Below are 16,975 nucleotides of genomic sequence, written 5' to 3'. Positions count from 1 at the left end.
GCTGCGGCAGGCCGGCGCGCAGCCGCGCCACCAGCCCGGCCGCCTGGTTCGCCGCCGCCGGCGCCAGCGCGCCGTCGCGGGCGAATTCCTCCAGCCAGGCCTCGCTGGCCGCGACGCAGTCCAGCAGCCGGTCGATCGCCGCCCGGCCGGCCGGCACCCGCCCCGCCCGCAGCGCCTCCAGCAGATCCTCCGCCGCATGCAGCACCCGGCCCATCGGCGCCAGGTCGAACAGCGCGACCGCACCCTTCAGCGTGTGCACCGCGCGGAACGCATCCTCCAGCCGCGCGGCATTCGCCTGGTCCTGCTCCAGCGCCAGCAGGTCCTCGGCCGCCTGCTGCACCAGCTCCCGCCCCTCGGCGAGGAATTGCTCGAGGAGCTCGCTCATCCCGCGAGAGGGCGCTGATAGACGATCGCATCCTCGAAGCGGCGCTGCAGGAAGCGGTCGGAGATGCGGGCCATGGATTCGCTGTGGCCGAGGCAGAGGAAGCCGCCCGGCAGCAGTGCGCGGTAGAGATTCGCCGCCGCCGCGGCGCGGGAGGCGTCGTCGAAATAGATCAGGGCGTTGCGGCAGAACACCACGTCGAAGCGGCCCTGCGCCGCCATGCTCGCCGCGTCCACCAGGTTGGCGGCGGTGAAGCGGACGGATTCCCGCAGGTCCAGGATCAGCCGGCGACGGCCCTGCTGCGGCGGCTCGAAGTAGCGCTCCAGCACCTCCGGCGGCAGGCGGTGCAGGGCACGCTCCCCGTACTCCGCCGCCAGCGCCTCGGCCAGGACGCAGGTGTCGAGGTCGGAGCCGATGATCTCGATGTTGTAGGCATCCACCAGCGGCCAATTCTCCAGCAGCCAGATGGCGATGGAATAGCCCTCCTCGCCGCTGGCGCAGGGCATCGACCACAGCCGGACCAGGTCGCCCGGGCCGCGGCGGGCGACGATCTCGCCCAGCAGGCTGCGCCCGAGGCAGCGGAGCTGGTGCTCCTCGCGGTAGAAATAGGTCTCGTTGACCGTGACGGAGTTGATGAAGCGCTCCGCCTCGGCCGGCTCCGCCCGCAGCCGGGCGAGGTAGTCGGCGGCGCTGGCGGCGCCCGACCGCTCCAGCCCCTGGGCCACGCGGCGCTGCAGGAAATAGTGCTTGGCGGCGCCGTAGGCGATGCCGGTGCGGTGATAGATGAAGTCACAGAACCGGACGAGATCCGCCTCCCCGAGCGGCGGCGGGGCCATGCCGCTCATGCCGCCCAGCGCAGGAGCTGGTCGGCGATGGTCGGCAGCGGCGCGACGACGGTGGCGCCGCCGAGCTGCGCGAGCCGCCCCGGCATGCCCCAGACCACCGCCGTCTCCTCCGCCTCGGCGATGGTGATGCCGCCTTCCGCCTGGAGTTGCGCCATGGCCGCGGCGCCGTCATCGCCCATGCCGGTCAGCATCACCCCGACAAGCCGCGCCGCCGGGCGGTGGCGGAGCGCGCTGCGCACCAGCCGGTCCACGCTGGGGTGCCAGGGGTGGCCAGGATCGGCCGGGGCCGCCATCGCCACCAGCCCGCCCGCCTGCCGGCCGAGGATGAGGTCGGCGTCGCCGCGCCCGACATAGGCATGGCCGGGCTGCAGCGGCACCGGCCGCGCCACCTCGCTCACCGTCAGGGCGCAGAGCCGGTCCAGCCGCTGCGCCAGCGGCCCGGTGAAGGCGGCGGGCATGTGCTGGGCGATGAGGATGGGCCAGGGAAAATCCGCCGGCAGCGGCGCCAGCAGGGCGTCGAGCGCCGGCGGGCCCCCGGTGGAGCAGCCAACCAGCACCAGCCGCTCCGCCGCGCGGGGCGCCGCGGCCGCCGGCGGGGCTGAGATCGGGGCCGGGGCCGGCAGCGGGGCGGGTGGCGGCGCGTCCTGCGGCCGGATGCGCCGCCGGACCCGCTCGGCCAGCCGCCAGCTCCGGCGCAGCCGCGCCCCGGCCGCCGCCCGCACCTTGCGCAGGAGCTGCGGCGCCAGCTCCTCCATGGCCAGGGAGACGGCCCCGCCCGGCTTGGGGACGAAATCCACCGCGCCGCGCTCCAGCGCCGCCAGGGTCACTTCCGCCCCCGCCTGGGTCAGGGCGGAGACCATGACCACCGGGCAGGGCCGGTCCAGCATGATGCGGTCGAGGCAGGCGAGGCCGTCCATGCCCGGCATCTGCACGTCCAGCGTGACGACGTCCGGGCGGAATTCCGGCAGCAGCCGCAGCGCCTCGGCGCCGTCCCGCGCCACCGCCACCTCGAAATCCGGCTCGGCCTGGAACAGCTCCGCCAGCAGGCGGCGCATCAGCGCGGAATCATCGACGATGAGAAGGCGGATCATGCGGCCGGGGGGATGGCGGTGGCGCGGGCGGCGAGCCCGGCCACCAGGTCGCGCTCGGCGGCATCGAGCAGCCGCTTCGGCTCGATCAGCAGGACCATGCGGCCTTCCTGGCCAGGGATCGCGACCCGGTCGAAGATCTGGCCCTCCCCCGGGTCCTCCCTGGGGTCTTCCCTTTGGCCCTCCCCCGCGGCCAGGGGCGGCGCCGGCACCAGCGCCGTCACCGGCACGGTCAGCACCTCGGTCACCGCGTCCACGGCGAAGCCGGCGCGCAGACCCTCCACCGTCACCACGATGACGCGGCCGGCCGCCGCCGCCGTCCCGGCGGCGAAGCGCCGGCGCTGGTCGATGACCGGGATGACGCTGCCGCGGAGGTTCATCACCCCCTCCAGATAGGCCGGCGCATGCGGCACGCGGGTGAGCTGGCCGGGATGGCGGGCCACCTCCTCCACCGCGGCGATCGGCAGGCCGTATTCCTCCTCGCCCAGGCGGAAGACCACGAAGCGCTCCTGCGCGGCATAGCCTTCCCCGTCCGCTGCCATCGCACCCTCCTGGCTTGCCTCCGCAGCGCCGGCGAGCAGCCTGGACGCGGTCGCCACATCGAATAGCCGGGCGGGCGAGAGCAGCGAGACCAGGCGCCGCCCGCCCTCCACCCGGCAGATGCCCTCGATCCGCGCCTCCCCGGTGCCGCGGCTGAGCACCGAGGGCACCGGGTCCAGCGCCGCCCGGGGCAGGCGCAGCATCGCCCCGGTCCGGTCCACCACCAGCCCGACCAGCGCCTGGCCGAGCGGCAGCACCAGGATGCGGCCGCGGCCTGAGGCCGGCGCGCTGCCCGGCAGGCCGAGCAGGGCATGCGCCGAGACCAGGGGCAGCAGCCCGCCGCGGAAGGCGGCGACGCCGAGCATGACCGGATCGGCGTGCGGCACCGGCGTCGCCGCCTCCGGCAGCCGCGCCACCGCCACGACATCCGCGGCGGCGAAGGCGAAATCCTGGCCGCCGACCTGGCAGGTGACGAGGGCAAGCTCCGCCACGGCCGGTGCCGCCGCCGCCTCTCGGCCCGCCGCGAGGCGACCGGCGCGCCGCAGGCCCCGGCCGGCCAGGCCGGCGAATTCGCCGGCCAGCCTCTCGCCCAGCCCGGTCAGCGGCGTGCCGCCGGCGCCGAAGGCCAGCACCGCATCGACCAGCAGCCCGACCGGCGCCTCGCCTTCCAGCACCAGCAGCCGGGTGGCCGGGGTGGCGGCCTGTTCCTGGCGACGCAGCAGCCGCGCCAGGGACACCACCGGCAGCACCATGCCGCGATGGTTGGCCAGGCCGAGCAGGCTGGGCGGGGCGTGCGGCAGCCGCGTCAGCGGCCGGGGGCGCAGCACCTCCCGCACCGCGCCGGCGGGCAGGGACAGCGCCTCGCCGCCCAGCAGCACCGTCAGGGCCGCACCGCCGCCGGCTGCACTCACCTCAGCCACCGGCTCACCCCTCGCTCACCCGCAGCTCCTCGGCGAGGGACGCGATCTCCTCGATCGCCGCAGCCAACAGCTCCGCGCCCCGCGCCTGCTGGCGGGCGGCGGCGGAGGCCTCGGTGGCGGCGCTGCTCGCCTGCTCGGCCGCCGCGGCGATCTGCTGCGTGCCCGCCGTCACCTCCCGCGCCGCCAGCAGCACGGAATCCGTCCCCGTCCGGATCTCGCCCGAGGCCTCGCGCAGCGCGGCAAGGTCGTTGGCGACCTGGCCGAGCCGGTCCGTCAGCACCTGGCTGCGGCCGATCTCCCCCAGGGCGGCGATGCTGAAGCCCTCGAGGTCCCGCTGCACGAGCTGCATCTGGTCGCGGATGTCCTGCACCGCGTCCTGCATGCGCCCGGCCTGGCCGGCGGCGTCGCGCGCCAGCTCGCGGATGCTCACCGAGACCACGGCGAAGCCCCGTCCCGCCTCGCCGGCGCGCGCCGCCTCGATGGAGCCGCTGACCGCCAGCATGTTGGTCTGCACCGCCACCAGGGCGACGGCATCGACGACCTTGGCGATCCGCCGCCGCTGCGTCTCCAGCGCGGCGACGAGGCCGCTGACCGTCTCCGCCTCCTGCTGCGAGGCTTCCAGCGCCTGGCTGAGGCGGGCGAAGGCGGTGCGGCCTTCCTCGTACCGCTCCGCCAGCGCCAGGAGCTGCTCCATCGCCTCGGCGGCGCGGGCCCTGGCGCCCGTCGCCGCGCGCTCGATCTGCTGCATGGCGGAGGAGGCTTGGTGGGTGGCGGCGGCCTGGGTCTGCGCGCCGCCGGAGATCTGGCCCAGCGAGACCTGGATCTGCCCCGCCGCGCTGGAGAGCTCCTGCACCGCGGCGGACAATTGCTCCGCGGCGGCGGCGACCTGCTCTGCCGCCGCGGCGCTGCCGGCGTTCCCATGCACCTGCTCGATCAGGGCGGCCAGCGTCTCGGCGGTCCGCCGGCTCTGCTCCAGCGCCGCGCCCTGCTGGCGGACGGCGGCCTGCGCCTCCGCGGTGGCGGCGGACTGCTCCTCCGCGGCGGCGGCGATCTGCGCCGCGCCGCCCTGCGCCTCCCGCACCGCCGCCTCCGCCTCCGCCGCGGCGGCGAGGACGGTCTGCGCTCCGGCGCCGATCGCCTCCATGCCGCTGCGGATGTCCTGCAGCACGCCGACCATGGCCAGGGCGCTCTGCGCCTCGCCCGCCGCCAGCTCGGCGGCGGCGCGGATGCGCCCGGCCAGGCTGCGGACCTCGGCGCCGATCGTGGCGGCCAGCTCCTGCACCTCCCGCGTGCTGGCCTCGGAGGAATCCGCGAAGGCGCGCACCTCCTCGGCCACCACGGCGAAGCCGCGCCCCTGCTCCCCGGCGCGCGCCGCCTCGATCGCCGCGTTCAGCGCCAGCAGGTTGGTCTGGTCCGAGATGTCGCTGACCGCGCGCGTCAGCTCGCCGATATCGGCGGCCTGGCGTTCCAGCGCGCCGACCACCTCGACGGAGCGGAGCTGCCGCGCGGCGCGGTCCTTCACGAAGGCGACCGAGGCCTCGATCTGCAGCGTCGTCTCCCGCAACGTGGCCTGCAGCGCCATGGCCAGCCGGCTGGACCGGCTGGCCTGTTGGTGCGCCTCGGCGAAGCTGGCGCCGAGGCCGGCAATGGCGCTCTGGGATTCCTGCGCGGCGCCGGCGGCTTCCTCGGCGGCGGAGGCCATCTGCTGCAGGCCGTGCAGCAGCTGCTCGGCGGCGGCGGAGGCCTCAGCGACGCCAGCCGCCAGCTCCTCGGAGGCAATGGAGATGCGCTCGATCGCCTTCTGCCGCCGGGCGCGGGACCGGCTGGCGGCGCGGCGTTCATCGGTCGGCGGCGGCGCGGCCGGCGGGGTAGCACCATTCGCTGGGGCGGCGCGGCCGGAGCCCCGGCTGGGCAGCTCGGATGTCTTGATCAGCGCCATGGAGTCTCCGCTTCGACGCAGCGGCGCCGATCATGTTCCGCCAGGCGGCGGCTGGGTATGGGTCTTCGCCAGCAACGCGCCGGGCCGGCAGTGTCTCGCGAAGCTGTCACTCCGGTCCCCGGCAATGGCCACACCGCGGCCGGCGCAGGACCCATGGCACCGATGCGCGTCGCGGTCAAAGCCGCGCGCGACAGCGCCGGGACGGTTGCGACGCCGGCAGCGCGGACGGCCGTCACCGGTCGCGATGCATCGCCTTCGGCGGATGATGCAATGGCCCGCAGCGACTGCGCCGCGACGGTGGCCGCGCCAGGCACGGCGGGCAGGTGGGGCGGGCAGTGCCGGCAGCAAGGTCGCGCCGCCGACATAGACCTCGTGACGTCAGCGACGCCGGCGCCCGCCCGGCCGCGCCGCCTAGAACCATATCCAGAGCAGCTCGGAGGCTGCTCTAAGCCTTGCGCCGCCGCGCCGGCGCCTTCCGCGCCGCGGCCGGGCGCGTGCCGGTGCGGGAGCCCGCGGATTTCCGCCGCGCCGGCGCCTTCTCCTTCGGCGCCTCGCCGAGGCTCCGCTTCAGCGCCGTCATCAGGTCGATGACATTGCCGCGGTCCGGCTCCTCCTCCGGCTCCGGCTGCTCCTCGCCGCGCAGCTTGGCCTCGATCACCTCGCGCAACCGCGCCTCGTAGCGGTCCTCCATGTCGGCCGGCTGGAAGCGCGCCGTCTGCCGTTCCACCAGCTGCATCGCCAGCCGCACCATGGCGGCGTCCGGCTTGCCGCCCGAAAGGTCGGCGAAGAGCTCCTCCGGCTCGTTCAGCTCCTTCGGGTCATTCAGCGTGTGCAGCACCAGGCCGCGCCCGAGCGGCATGATGGCGACGGAGCGCTCCCGCCGGGCGATGACCAGGCGCGCCAGCCCGACGCGCCCGGCCTTGCCGATCGCCTCCCGCAGCACGGCATAGACATCCTGCCCCGCCTCGCCATCCGGGACGAGATAGTAGCTGGCATCGTAGTAGATCGGGTCGATCGCGTCGGCGGCGACGAATTTATCGAGCGTCAGCACGGTGGAGCTGTCGATCTTCGCCCGCTCGAAATCGGCATCGTCGAGCAGGACATAGGTGTCCTTCTTGAACTCGTAGCCCTTCACCAGGTCGCTGCGCCGCACCTCCTCCTCGGTACCGGCATCGAGCGTGACCATCCGCACGCGGTTGCCGGTCTTCGGGTTGATGAAGTGGAAATGCAGCTCCGCCGAGGCATGGCGCGCGCTGTAGAGGGCGACCGGGCAGGAGACGAGGGCGAGGCGCAGATGGCCGCGCCAGATCGGGTGCTGGTGTTCGGCCATCAACGGATCTCCTTCGGCAGGCGCTGGTCCAGGCTCTCCATCCCCGCCCAGGGATCGCGCTTCTGCCGGGCGAGGCGCGGCGGAACGGTGGCGATGGTGAAGGCCTGCGGATCGAGCTTCGCATTCACCTCCCGCCAGGCGAGCGGCGTCGCCACCGTGGCGCCGGGCCGGGCGCGCGGCGAGTAGGAGCAGATCGCCGTCGCGCCGGCACCGTTGCGCAGCCAATCCACCAGGATGCGGCCGTGCCGCTTCGCCTTGGAAACGGTGGAAATGAAGCGGTCAGGCGCCTCCGCCTCCAGCGTCCGGGCCAGGGTGTGGGCGAAGTCCCGCACCTCCTCCCAGCCTGCCTCCGGCCGCAGCGGCACCACCACATGCAGCCCCTTGCCGCCGGTGGTGCGGCAGAAGCTCTCCAGCTGCATCCCCTGCAGCCGCTTGCGCAGATCGAGCGCGGCCTGCACCACCTCGGCGAAGGCGACGTCCTCGCCGGGGTCCAGGTCGAAGACGATGCGGTCCGGATGCGCCGGGTCGGCGCGGGTCGCGCCCCAGCCATGCAGCTCGATCGCCGCCATCTGGGCACAGGCCAGCAGCCCGGTCTCGTCCGAGACGGCGAGGAAGGGCTGGCCCTCCGCCTCGCCCGTCTCGATGGCGTCCGGCAGGCCGCGATTGGCGTGCTTCTGGAAGAAGCGCTCGCCCTCGATCCCTTCCGGGCAGCGCAGCAGGGCCAGGGGCCGGTCAGCGATGCCCGGCAGGGCGCGCGGCGCCACCTTCCGCCAATATTCCGCCAGATCCTGCTTGGTGATGCCGGGCCAGAGCTCGCGGTCCGCATGGGTGATGCGCGTGCCGCCGACCTGCTGCGCGCCGCGCTCCGGCTTCGCGGCGTGGACGATGGATCGGTTGCCGCCGGAGCGTGGCCGGTAGGGCATGCGCTCGACCTCCGGATGCGGGATGTCGCGCACAACCTCCTCCGGCCCCTTGTCCTCCCGGAGGCCGAGGAAGGTGGCGTGACGCAGCCGGCCGAAGCCGGTCCAGCCGATATACTGCACCTCCGCCACCAGCTCCGGCCGCACCCAGTTGAGCGCGGGGTCGGGCGGCTCGCCGGCCAGCAGCAGCCCCTCGGGCGGGGTGGTGACCATGCGGGACAGGCGGCGACTCAGCGTCACCAGCTCCTTCTCCGTGAAGCCGGTGCCGACGCCGCCGACATAGTGCAGCCGCCCCTCCTGGTCATGGAAGCCGAGATGCAGCGAGCCGAGCCCCTGGCGGCTGCCCGCCGGCGGGGTCCAGCCCAGGATGATGAACTCGTCCCGTCCCTGGCACTTCACCTTCACCCAGTCGCGGGTCCGGGCGGCGCGATAGGGTGCCTCGGCCCGCTTGCAGATGATGCCCTCGAGGCCCATGGCGCAGGCCCGGCGGCGGACCCGCGGCGCCTCGCCATCCAGGTGGTCGCTGAAGCGCAGCGCGCCGCGCCAGTCGTTCAGCCGCTTCAGCGCCGCCTTGCGGTCCATCAGCCGGCAGCCGCGCAGGTCCCAGCCTTCCAGGTGCAGCAGGTCGAAGAGGTAGAGGAAGAGCCGGCTGCGCTCCCCGCCATTGGCCAGGGCCGCCTGGAGGTTGGCGAAGGAGGAGAGGCCGTCCTCGCGCAGCGCCACCAGCTCGCCATCCAGCAGCAGGGAGTCGGGCTTCAGCTTGGCGACGGCGCGGACGATCTCGGGCAGCCGTGCGCTCCAGTCGAGGCCGTTGCGGGTGATGAGGCGGACGCTGCGGCCATGCTTGCGGACGAGCAGGCGGTAGCCGTCGAATTTCACCTCGCTCAGCCAGCCCTCCCCCTCCGGCGGGGCGTCCACCAGGGTGGCGAGCTCCGGTTTCTGCTCCTCCGGCAGCGGGCCCTGGACGGCGCCGGGCATGGGCGCGGGGCCGGGCGGGCGGGGCTTCGGGGCGGCCGGCTTGGCGGTGACGATGTCGGCCGGCCGGGCTTCCGGCGCGGCCGCGGTCTCGGCCCGGCGGACCGCCGCCGGCTTGGCCTTCTCCGGCACCTTTCCCTGCTGTGGCCCGGGCAGCGCCTCCAGCGCCTCGGCATCGGCGCCCGGCTGCTCCGCCTCGTCATGCTCCTTGATGAGCAGCCAATTCTCCGCCCGCTCCCGGCCGCGCCGCTTCATCCGCACCAGGACGAAGCCGCCCTGCAGGCGCTGGCCCTTCAGGCGGAATTTCAGCTCGCCCGCGGCCAGGCCCGCGGCGGGGTCGTCCAGCGGCTCCCAGCTCCCGCTGTCCCAGATCTCCACCTCGCCGGCGCCGTAATTGCCCTCCGGGATGGCGCCGTGGAAATCGGCATAGTCCAGCGGATGGTCCTCCACCCGCACCGCCAGGCGCTTGTCGGCGGGGTCCAGGGAGGGGCCCTTCGGCACCGCCCAGCTCAGCAGCACGCCGTCATGCTCCAGGCGGAAATCCCAGTGCAGGCGGCGGGCATCATGCTTCTGCACGACGAAGCGGCGCTGCCGCGAGGCGCGCGCGCGGGCGGCACGGGGTTCCGGGGTCGCCCGGAAGTCGCGCTTGGCCCGGTAGGTGGCGAGGGAGTTGTCGCGCGCATCGGGAGCACGGGGCATGGTCCCGGTGCAACGTTGCCGCGATGCGGCAGTTTCGGGCGCGTCGCCGCTCGGCGCCGGGCGTGAACGGTGCTCCGCGGGCCGTGCCCGGTGGGTCGCCATCGGAGCGCAGGACGCGGCGGGCACGGCCGACCCGGCGGAGGTCCACGGCCGACCCCGGGACTCAACCCACCTGGGCCGGCCGGCTTTGCTCCACCTCGACGCAGGACTGGGGTACGCTGATGCGGCAAAGCAGCCCGCTCTCCCGCCAGTCCCAGCTCACCCGGCCATGGAGCTGCCGCTCGACGGTGGCATGCAGCATGCGGGTGCCGAAGCCCTGGCGCGCCGGCGGCCCGGCCAGCGCAGGCCCGCCCTGCTCCTCCCAGTCGAGGAGCAGCCGGTTCTGCGGCGTGACGCGCCAAGTGATCCGGACGGTACCGCCGGGCTGCGACAGCGCGCCATATTTGGCGGCGTTGGTGGCCAGCTCGTGCAGCGCCATGGCCAGGGGCTGGACCATGGCGGGGCTGATGAAGACCTCGGGGCCGGCCATGGCGAGCGGCACCGTCCCCCGGCCCGCGACGCCGGCGAGGAAGGGCTGGAATTCGCCCCGGATGAGCTCCGGCAGGCTGGTCCGGGTCCAGCCGGTCTGCGCCAGCAGGTCCATCGCCTGCGCCACCGCGGCCACCCGCCCCTGGACCAGCGTGCGATAGGCCTCGAGGCTCTCGGCGGTGGTGAGGCGGAGGACCGCCTGCACCGTGGCCAGCGCGTTCTTGGCGCGATGGTTCACCTCGCGCACCAGCAGGTCGCGCTTCGTCTCCGCTTCCCGTTGCTCCGAGATGTCCTGGACGATGGCCACGATGCGTCCAGGCTCGCCCGGCAGCGGCGCGGAGAAGAGGCGCACCGGCAGGCGCGAGCCATCGGGGCGCAGATATTCTTTCTCATAGGGGTCAAACCAGCCACGGGCCTGGGCCTCGGCCAAGGCCGCCTCGTCCAGGCGCAGATCGTCCACCGGGGTGTAGCGGCGCCAGTCCCATTCACCCCTGGCGAAGGCCTCGCGCGTGCTGCCGGTCATCTCCAGCAGCCGGTCATTGGCGAGCAGGGTCTGCCCGGTCTGCAGGTCGAACACCGCCATCCCCATGGCGCGGCTGTGGAACACGCCGCGGAACCTGGCCTCGGCGGCTTCCCGCGCATCCAGGGCGGCGCGGCGGGCCTGCTCCCCCTGCAGCGCCCACTCGGCTTCCCAGGCCTTCCGGTTGAGCCGCAGCGCATACAGGACGGAGCCCAGCAGCATCAGCATGGCCGGCCCCCCCCAGGTGAGCTGCAGCCGGACCGCGCGGAACCATGCCCGGTGGATCTCGGAGACGCTGCGGCCGACGATGGCCAGGACCGGGAAGCCGGCGATATTGCGCATGGCGAACAGCGTCCGGGCGCCGTCAACCGTCGATGGTGCAAGGAAGATGGCGCGCTCCACCCCGCTTGCCGCCAGCTTCACCGGATCGCTGTCGGGCGGCAGGTCCGGGAAGGGTCCAGCCGGCAACGGCCGGCGCGCCAAAATCGCGCCATCCTGCCGCAGCAGGGCGATGATGTTCTCGGGCAGGCCGAGCACCTCGCCGAACCCCTGGGTGAGCTGTTCCGGGCCCACCGAGAGGGTGATGATCCCTTCGATTCCGCCCGGCGGCACTGCATTGCCGGTGCCGGTCCGGCGGATGCTGACGGGGAAGAACAGGTGGTCGTCGAACCGGCTGCGCACGACGCGGCTGATATGCGGCTCCGGGGTTTCCGGCCGGCGCAGCGCCTGCACCCATTCCCGGTCGGCAGCATTGGCCTCGGCGAGCACGGGGTAGACCCGGGCGGTCGCCAGCACCGCGCCGTCGGCGCCCAGAATCGTCGCCGTCTCCACCATGGGAAAGGCGGGCACGAGAGCCCTGAGCCCGGCATGCACCTCGGCCTCGTGCGCCCGGATCTCGGCATCCGACATGCCGCGGACGAGGTCGTTCACCCGCCCGGCGCCGAGCCGCTGGGAGTCCAGGATGCGCAGCGCATATTCCGCGATGGTGTCGGCGGAGCGTGCAACGCCCTCCTCCGCCTCCCGCCAGGTGATGCGCCAGGTGAACCACGCCGCGGCGACCGCGGCGGCGGTCGGCACGGCGAGCACGAATCCCAACACCAGGATGAGGGCCGAATGGCTCCGCCCTTGCAGACGCGGCATCGCAGGCGCTCCAGAAGCGGTAGCTGCCTATGGGAAGTTGGGCACGCCGTTCGGTGGGCTTGTCGCAGGCTCCTTCGGGGTCAGTAACCTAGCTGACTCTTGTCCGACATTACGGTTCTGGGCGGGGTTGGTTCCGGCAGGCGAGGGCCGAGGCGGCTTCGGCCCGGGCGGGTGGAGGCGGCACGCCGATTGGCGATGGACGCCGCGCCGCGGGGGTGACAGGCTCCCACCATGTCCAAGAGAACCATCCCGAGCACCTGCTGGGAATGCGGCACTCTGTGCGGCGCGCTGCTGACGCTGGGCGAGGATGGGCGCGTGACCAAGGTCGCGCCCAACCCGGCGCACCCCACCTCCAAGGGTGCCTTCTGCGTGAAGGGCATCCGCGGCCTGCCGGAATGGACGGACCACCCCGACCGGCTGCTGCACCCGATACGCCGCATCGGCCCGCGCGGCAGCGGGGAATGGCGGCGGATCTCCTGGGAGGAGGCGCTGGAGGAGGTGGCAGAGGGGCTGGCGAAGGTGCGGGCCGAGCATGGGCCGCTCGCCCTGGTCGGGGCGGTCAGCGGCGCCTTCTTCTCGCGCGGCGCGGTGGTGGCGCTGCTCATGCGCTCCCTCGGCTCGCCCAATTGGATGATCAACCAGGATCTCTGCGGCGGCTGCCGGGCGGTGAGCGACCGGATGACCGGGCTCAACATCGGCCGGGGGGAGGAGATCGAGGCGGCGCGCTGCACCCTGATGGTCGGCCGCAACCCGCATGCCGCGGACCCGATCCAGTGGGCGGAGCTGAAGCGCGCCAAGGCCCGGGGCGCGCGGCTGGTGGTGCTGGACCCCTTCCGCACCCCGGCCGCCGAGCTGGCGGATGTCTGGCTGCAGTCGCGACCGGGGACGGATGGCGCGATCGGCCTCGCCCTGCTGCATGCGATGATCCGCGACCGGCGCTACGATGCCGGGTTCGTCGCGCGCTGGTGCCATGGCTTCGCGGCGCTGGCGGCGCGCGTGGCGCCCTGCACGCCGGACTGGGCGGCGGGCATCGCCGGCGTCGCGGCCGCGGATATCGAGCGCGCCGCCGCGCTCTATGCCGATGGCCCCTCCACCTTCGTCGGCGGCCATGGGATCGATGCCGCCAGCAATGGCGTGCAGACCTATCGCGCCTTCCACTGCCTGGTGGCGATCAGCGGCAATCTCGACCGGGTGGGCGGGAACCGGCGGGTGAAGAAGCCCGCCGGATTCCGCACCTATCTGGAGCTGCTGCACGACAAGCGTTTCCGCCTGCCGGAAGCGGTGGAGCGGCAGACCATCGGCGCCGACCGCTTCCCCCTCTGGGCCGGGCCGGAGGGCTGGCAGACCGCCTGCCACAACGCCTCGGTGATCGAGGCGATGCTGACCGGCGCGCCCTATCCGGTGCGCGGCGCCTATGTCTCGGGCGTGAATATCGCCGTCACCTATCCGGATGCGCGGCGCACCTTGGCGGCGCTGCGCTCGTTGGATTTCCTGGCGGTCGCCGCGCATACCATGACGCCAACCGCGGCGGTCGCCGACATCGTGCTGCCGAAGACGACGACCCTGGAGGAGGAGGAGGTCACGCTGGATCCCTCCGGCCCCAATATCGCCTATACTGCGGCGGTGCCGGCGCGGGGCGAGGCGCGGAGCGACCTCGGGATCGCCGCCGGGCTGATGGAGAAGCTGCGGGCGCGCGGGGCGCTGACCGCCGAGCTGCTGCCCTGGCGCAGCCAGGCGGCGTTCAACGATTTCCTGCTGGGGGAGAGCGGCATCTCGCTGGAGGCGCTGCGGCGCGACGGCTACGCCCATTTCCCTTATACGCGCGGCGATTTCGAGCACCGCGGCTTCGCCACGCCGAGCGGCAGGATCGAGCTGTATTCGGAGAGCGCGGCGAAGCACGGGCTCGACCCGCTGCCCGGCTTCCTGCCGCCGCCCGAGGCCAGCGAGCCCCTGCTGCTGCAGACCGGCTTCCGCGAGAAGACCTATCACCATTCCCGCTTCCGGGATCAGGCCTGGGCGCGGAAGGTCTCGCCCGACCCGGAGGTGCGGCTGCATCCGGAGACGGCGGCGGCGCACGGCGTGGCGGAGGGCGATTGGGTGGAGGTGGAGTTGCCGGACGGCCCCGGCGCCTGCCGCCTGCGGGTGACGATCACCGACCGCACCCAGCCCGGCGTGCTGACCACCGGCATGGGCTGGTGGCTGCCGGAGGCGCCGGGGCCGGAATTCGCCGCGCTGGAGATCAACGTGAACGCGGCGCTGAGCTACCGGGGCGCGACGGACCCGATGAGCGGTTCGGTCAACATCGGCGCGCTGCCCTGCCGGATGCGGAAGGTGGAGGCGGCAGTTTGAGCTGTCGGGTCTGAAACTCGGACCGGGGTCCGGGGACCGGTCCGGTCCCCGGCGGGGTGCAGGGGCAGAGCCCCTGCCGGAGGTTCACGGGGGCGGAGCCCCCGCCTCGATCTCCTCCCGCAGCATCTCCAGCTCCAGCCACTCCTCCTCCGCCTTCGCCAGCGCCGTTTCCTTTTCCGTCAGCGCCGCCGTGAAGCGGTCGAACCGCGCCTTGTCCCGGCTGTAGAGGTCCGGCGCCGCCAGGGCCTGGCGCAGCGTCGCGATCTCCTTCTCCAGCGTGGCGATCTTCCCGGGCAGTGCGTCCAGCGCATGGAGCTGCTTGAAGCTCAGCTTCCGCTTCGCCGGCTCGGCGGCCGGGCGCGGCGCCGCCTCGCGCGCCCTGGGCTTCGCCTCGGCCGGGGCCGCGGCGCCGGCCAGGATGCCCGGCCCGCCCTGGGCCAGCATGTCGCTGAACCCGCCGGCATATTCCTGCCAGCGCCCCTCCCCCATCGCCACCACCACGCTGGTGCAGACGCGGTCGAGGAAGTCGCGGTCATGGCTCACCACCAGCACCGTGCCGGCGTAGTCGGCCAGCAGCTCCTCCAGCAGGTCCAGGGTTTCCAGGTCGAGGTCGTTGGTCGGCTCGTCCAGCACCAGCAGGTTGGAGGGGCGGGCCAAGGCGCGGGCCAGCATCAGCCGTCCCCGCTCCCCGCCGGAGAGCATGCCGACCGGCGTCCGCGCCTGCTCCGGCAGGAAGAGGAAGTCCTTCATGTAGCCGATGACGTGGCGCTTCTGGCCGCCGACCTCCACTTGGTCGCCGCGGCCGCCGGTCAGCACGGCTTGCAGGGTGGTCTCCGGGTCCAGGCTTTCCCGCCCCTGTTCCAGCCGCACCATGGAAAGCCCGGTGCCGAGGCGGATTGTGCCGGCATCCGGCGCCAGCTCCCCCACCAGCATCTTCAGCAGGGTGGTCTTGCCGGCGCCGTTCGGCCCGATGAGGCCGACGCGGTCGCCGCGCAGGATGCGGGTCGAGAAATCCCGCACCACGGGCGGCTGGTCGGCGAAGGCTTTGCGCAGCCCTTCCGCCTGGATCACCAGCGTGCCGCCGCCCTGCTGCTCGCTGGCCGTCAGCTTGGCCGCGCCGGTCGGCTTCAGCGCCTCCCGCCGCCGCTCGCGCAGCGCCGCCAGCTCCCCGACACGGCGCATATTGCGCTTGCGGCGGGCGGTGACGCCGTAGCGCATCCAATGCTCTTCGCGGACGATCTGGCGATCGAGCTTGTGGGCCTCGCGCTCCTCCTCCTCCAGCACCTGGTCGCGCCAGGCCTCGAAATGGGCGAAGCCCTTCTCCAGCCGGCGAGTGGTGCCGCGGTCCAGCCAGACCATGGCGCGGGACAGGGTCTCGAGGAACCGCCGGTCATGGCTGATGAGGACGAGGGCGCCGCGGTAGCGGGACAGCTCCGCCTCCAGCCAGGCGATGGCGGGCAGATCCAGATGGTTGGTCGGCTCGTCCAGCAGCAGGATGTCCGGGCTGGCGGCCAGCGCCCGGGCCAGGGCGGCGCGGCGGGCCTCGCCGCCGGACAGGCGGGCGGGCGCCTCCTCCCCGGTCAGGCCGAGCTGTTCCAGCAGCAGCCGCGCCCGGTGCGGGTCGTCGCCGGGGCCGAGGCCGGCGGCCACATGCTCCCACACCGTCTTGGCCGCGCCGAAATCCGGCTCCTGCGGCAGGGCGCGGAGGGTGGCGCCGGGCTGCAGGAAGCGAGTACCGGCATCGGGGGCCAGGGCGCCGGCGGCGATCCTCAGCAGGGTGGATTTGCCGGAGCCGTTGCGCCCGACCAGCGCCAGCCTCTCCCCCGCGCTGACGGAGAGGGAGGCCCCGGCCAGCAGGGCCTGGGTGCCGAGGCGGAGATGGATGTCCTGAAGCAGCAGAAGGGGGGGCGCCATGGCGGCGGAGTTCGCCCGGGGGCGGGGCGGCGTCAATGGGGCCCCCGCCCCCATGCCCCCGCCGGGGGGGCGGACCACCCTCCTGGGCTCCGAGACTCAGACCGGGGTCCGGGGCCAGGTCCTGGCCCCGGCGGGGGGCGCAAGGGGGGCAAAGACCGCTGCCCAGGCAGGGCGCCGCCCTATTTCCTCTCCCCCTCGATCACCGGCGGCCGCGGCGCCGCCCCCCACACCCGGCGCCAGATGTCCAGCGGCACCAGCACGAAGCGCTCCTGCCCATGGCGGCGCAGCACGACCGGGCCGCGGATCGCTTGGTCCACCAGTTCCGGCACCGCCACCTCCACCGCGTCGAGATCGAGCCGCGGCATCCCCTCCAGCCCGGGCGCCGCCTCCATCTCCGGCGGTGGCCGGATCGGGTCATCCTCCTCGCTGCGCCATCCCGGCATGCATCTGGCCCTCGCTTCCCGCCCGAGAGATGCACGCGCCGCCCCCGACGATGAAGGGGAAATCGGTTCCTTCAAAAAATTGGCAACGGGCCGGCCGCCGCCCGGGCTGTGCGCTGGGTAACTGGCAAGACCGCAACGGTATTGTTAGCTTCGCCCCGTCCTCGACCGGAGGTTTCGTCCGTGGCCAGCAATGCCCGTCGTCTCGTCGCCCTCGTCACCTCCACGGCGCTCCTCGCCGGCTGCGTCACCACCCGGGAAGGCCGGATCGGCGCGGATGACGGCACGGATTCCTGCCGCCCGCAGGTCGTCGCCCTGGACAGCACCGGCAATTTCTTCGCCGAGGACATTCTCCGCGGCGCCGCCATCGGCGCGGTTGGCGGGGCGGCGCTCGGCGCCATCGCGGGCGGCGACTGGCGCTCCGCCCTGATCGGCGCAGCGGCGGG

At 73.7% G+C, this 16,975-nt stretch carries 11 protein-coding genes and 1 pseudogene; 2 read left to right on the top strand and 10 right to left on the bottom strand.

What is annotated here, in order from left to right:
• The 8 genes from NJ376_RS23085 to NJ376_RS23050 form a co-directional block, all read right to left on the bottom strand.
• On the bottom strand, positions 1 to 385 hold a 385-nt coding region (locus NJ376_RS23085), incomplete at its 3' end, for an Hpt domain-containing protein (RefSeq protein ID WP_252955640.1).
• Positions 382 to 1,218: a CheR family methyltransferase gene (locus tag NJ376_RS23080; RefSeq protein ID WP_252955639.1), complete on the bottom strand. Its 837-nt coding sequence runs from the start codon at positions 1,216 to 1,218 to the stop codon at positions 382 to 384. The genes NJ376_RS23085 and NJ376_RS23080, both read right to left, overlap by 4 nt.
• A gap of 5 nt (positions 1,219 to 1,223) precedes the next feature.
• A complete protein-coding gene (gene cheB / locus NJ376_RS23075) occupies positions 1,224 to 2,318 on the bottom strand; it encodes a chemotaxis-specific protein-glutamate methyltransferase CheB (protein WP_252955638.1) in 1,095 nt (364 codons plus the stop codon).
• Positions 2,315 to 3,766, bottom strand: a complete 1,452-nt coding sequence (locus tag NJ376_RS23070) for a chemotaxis protein CheW (protein WP_252955637.1) — start codon at positions 3,764 to 3,766, stop codon at positions 2,315 to 2,317. Before NJ376_RS23070 ends, cheB begins: the two co-directional genes overlap by 4 nt.
• 13 nt (positions 3,767 to 3,779) lie before the next feature.
• Positions 3,780 to 5,714, bottom strand: a complete 1,935-nt coding sequence (locus NJ376_RS23065; RefSeq protein WP_252955636.1) for a methyl-accepting chemotaxis protein — start codon at positions 5,712 to 5,714, stop codon at positions 3,780 to 3,782.
• Between the two features lie 445 nt (positions 5,715 to 6,159).
• Entirely contained in the window at positions 6,160 to 7,044 is an 885-nt protein-coding gene (gene ku, locus NJ376_RS23060; RefSeq protein WP_252955635.1) for a non-homologous end joining protein Ku, read from the bottom strand.
• Positions 7,044 to 9,638, bottom strand: a complete 2,595-nt coding sequence (ligD, locus tag NJ376_RS23055) for a DNA ligase D (protein ID WP_252955634.1) — start codon at positions 9,636 to 9,638, stop codon at positions 7,044 to 7,046. The genes ku and ligD overlap by 1 nt, the downstream gene beginning before the upstream one ends.
• 163 nt (positions 9,639 to 9,801) lie before the next feature.
• Positions 9,802 to 11,826: an HWE histidine kinase domain-containing protein gene (locus NJ376_RS23050; RefSeq protein WP_252955633.1), complete on the bottom strand. Its 2,025-nt coding sequence runs from the start codon at positions 11,824 to 11,826 to the stop codon at positions 9,802 to 9,804.
• Between the two features lie 231 nt (positions 11,827 to 12,057).
• Between NJ376_RS23050 and NJ376_RS23045 the strand changes: the two genes are divergently transcribed.
• Entirely contained in the window at positions 12,058 to 14,175 is a 2,118-nt protein-coding gene (locus NJ376_RS23045) for a molybdopterin-containing oxidoreductase family protein (protein ID WP_252955632.1), read from the top strand.
• A gap of 84 nt (positions 14,176 to 14,259) precedes the next feature.
• Here NJ376_RS23045 and NJ376_RS23040 read toward each other — a convergent pair whose 3' ends face one another.
• Complete coding sequence (locus tag NJ376_RS23040) at positions 14,260 to 16,089, bottom strand: ABC-F family ATP-binding cassette domain-containing protein (RefSeq protein WP_252955631.1); 1,830 nt, start codon at positions 16,087 to 16,089, stop codon at positions 14,260 to 14,262.
• Positions 16,090 to 16,268: 179 nt separating this feature from the next.
• The gene (locus tag NJ376_RS29030; protein WP_305880017.1) at positions 16,269 to 16,532 is read right to left on the bottom strand and encodes a hypothetical protein; all 264 of its coding nucleotides are present in this window, start codon (positions 16,530 to 16,532) and stop codon (positions 16,269 to 16,271) included.
• A gap of 180 nt (positions 16,533 to 16,712) precedes the next feature.
• On the opposite strand from NJ376_RS29030, the pseudogene NJ376_RS23030 reads away from it, so the two are divergent.
• A pseudogene (locus NJ376_RS23030) lies at positions 16,713 to 16,975 on the top strand (hypothetical protein); the annotation flags it as partial.

Source organism: Siccirubricoccus soli (assembly GCF_024178315.1).
In the GTDB taxonomy this organism is placed as follows: Bacteria; Pseudomonadota; Alphaproteobacteria; order Acetobacterales; family Acetobacteraceae; genus Siccirubricoccus; species Siccirubricoccus soli.
This window is presented reverse-complemented; position numbering and strand designations above follow the sequence as displayed.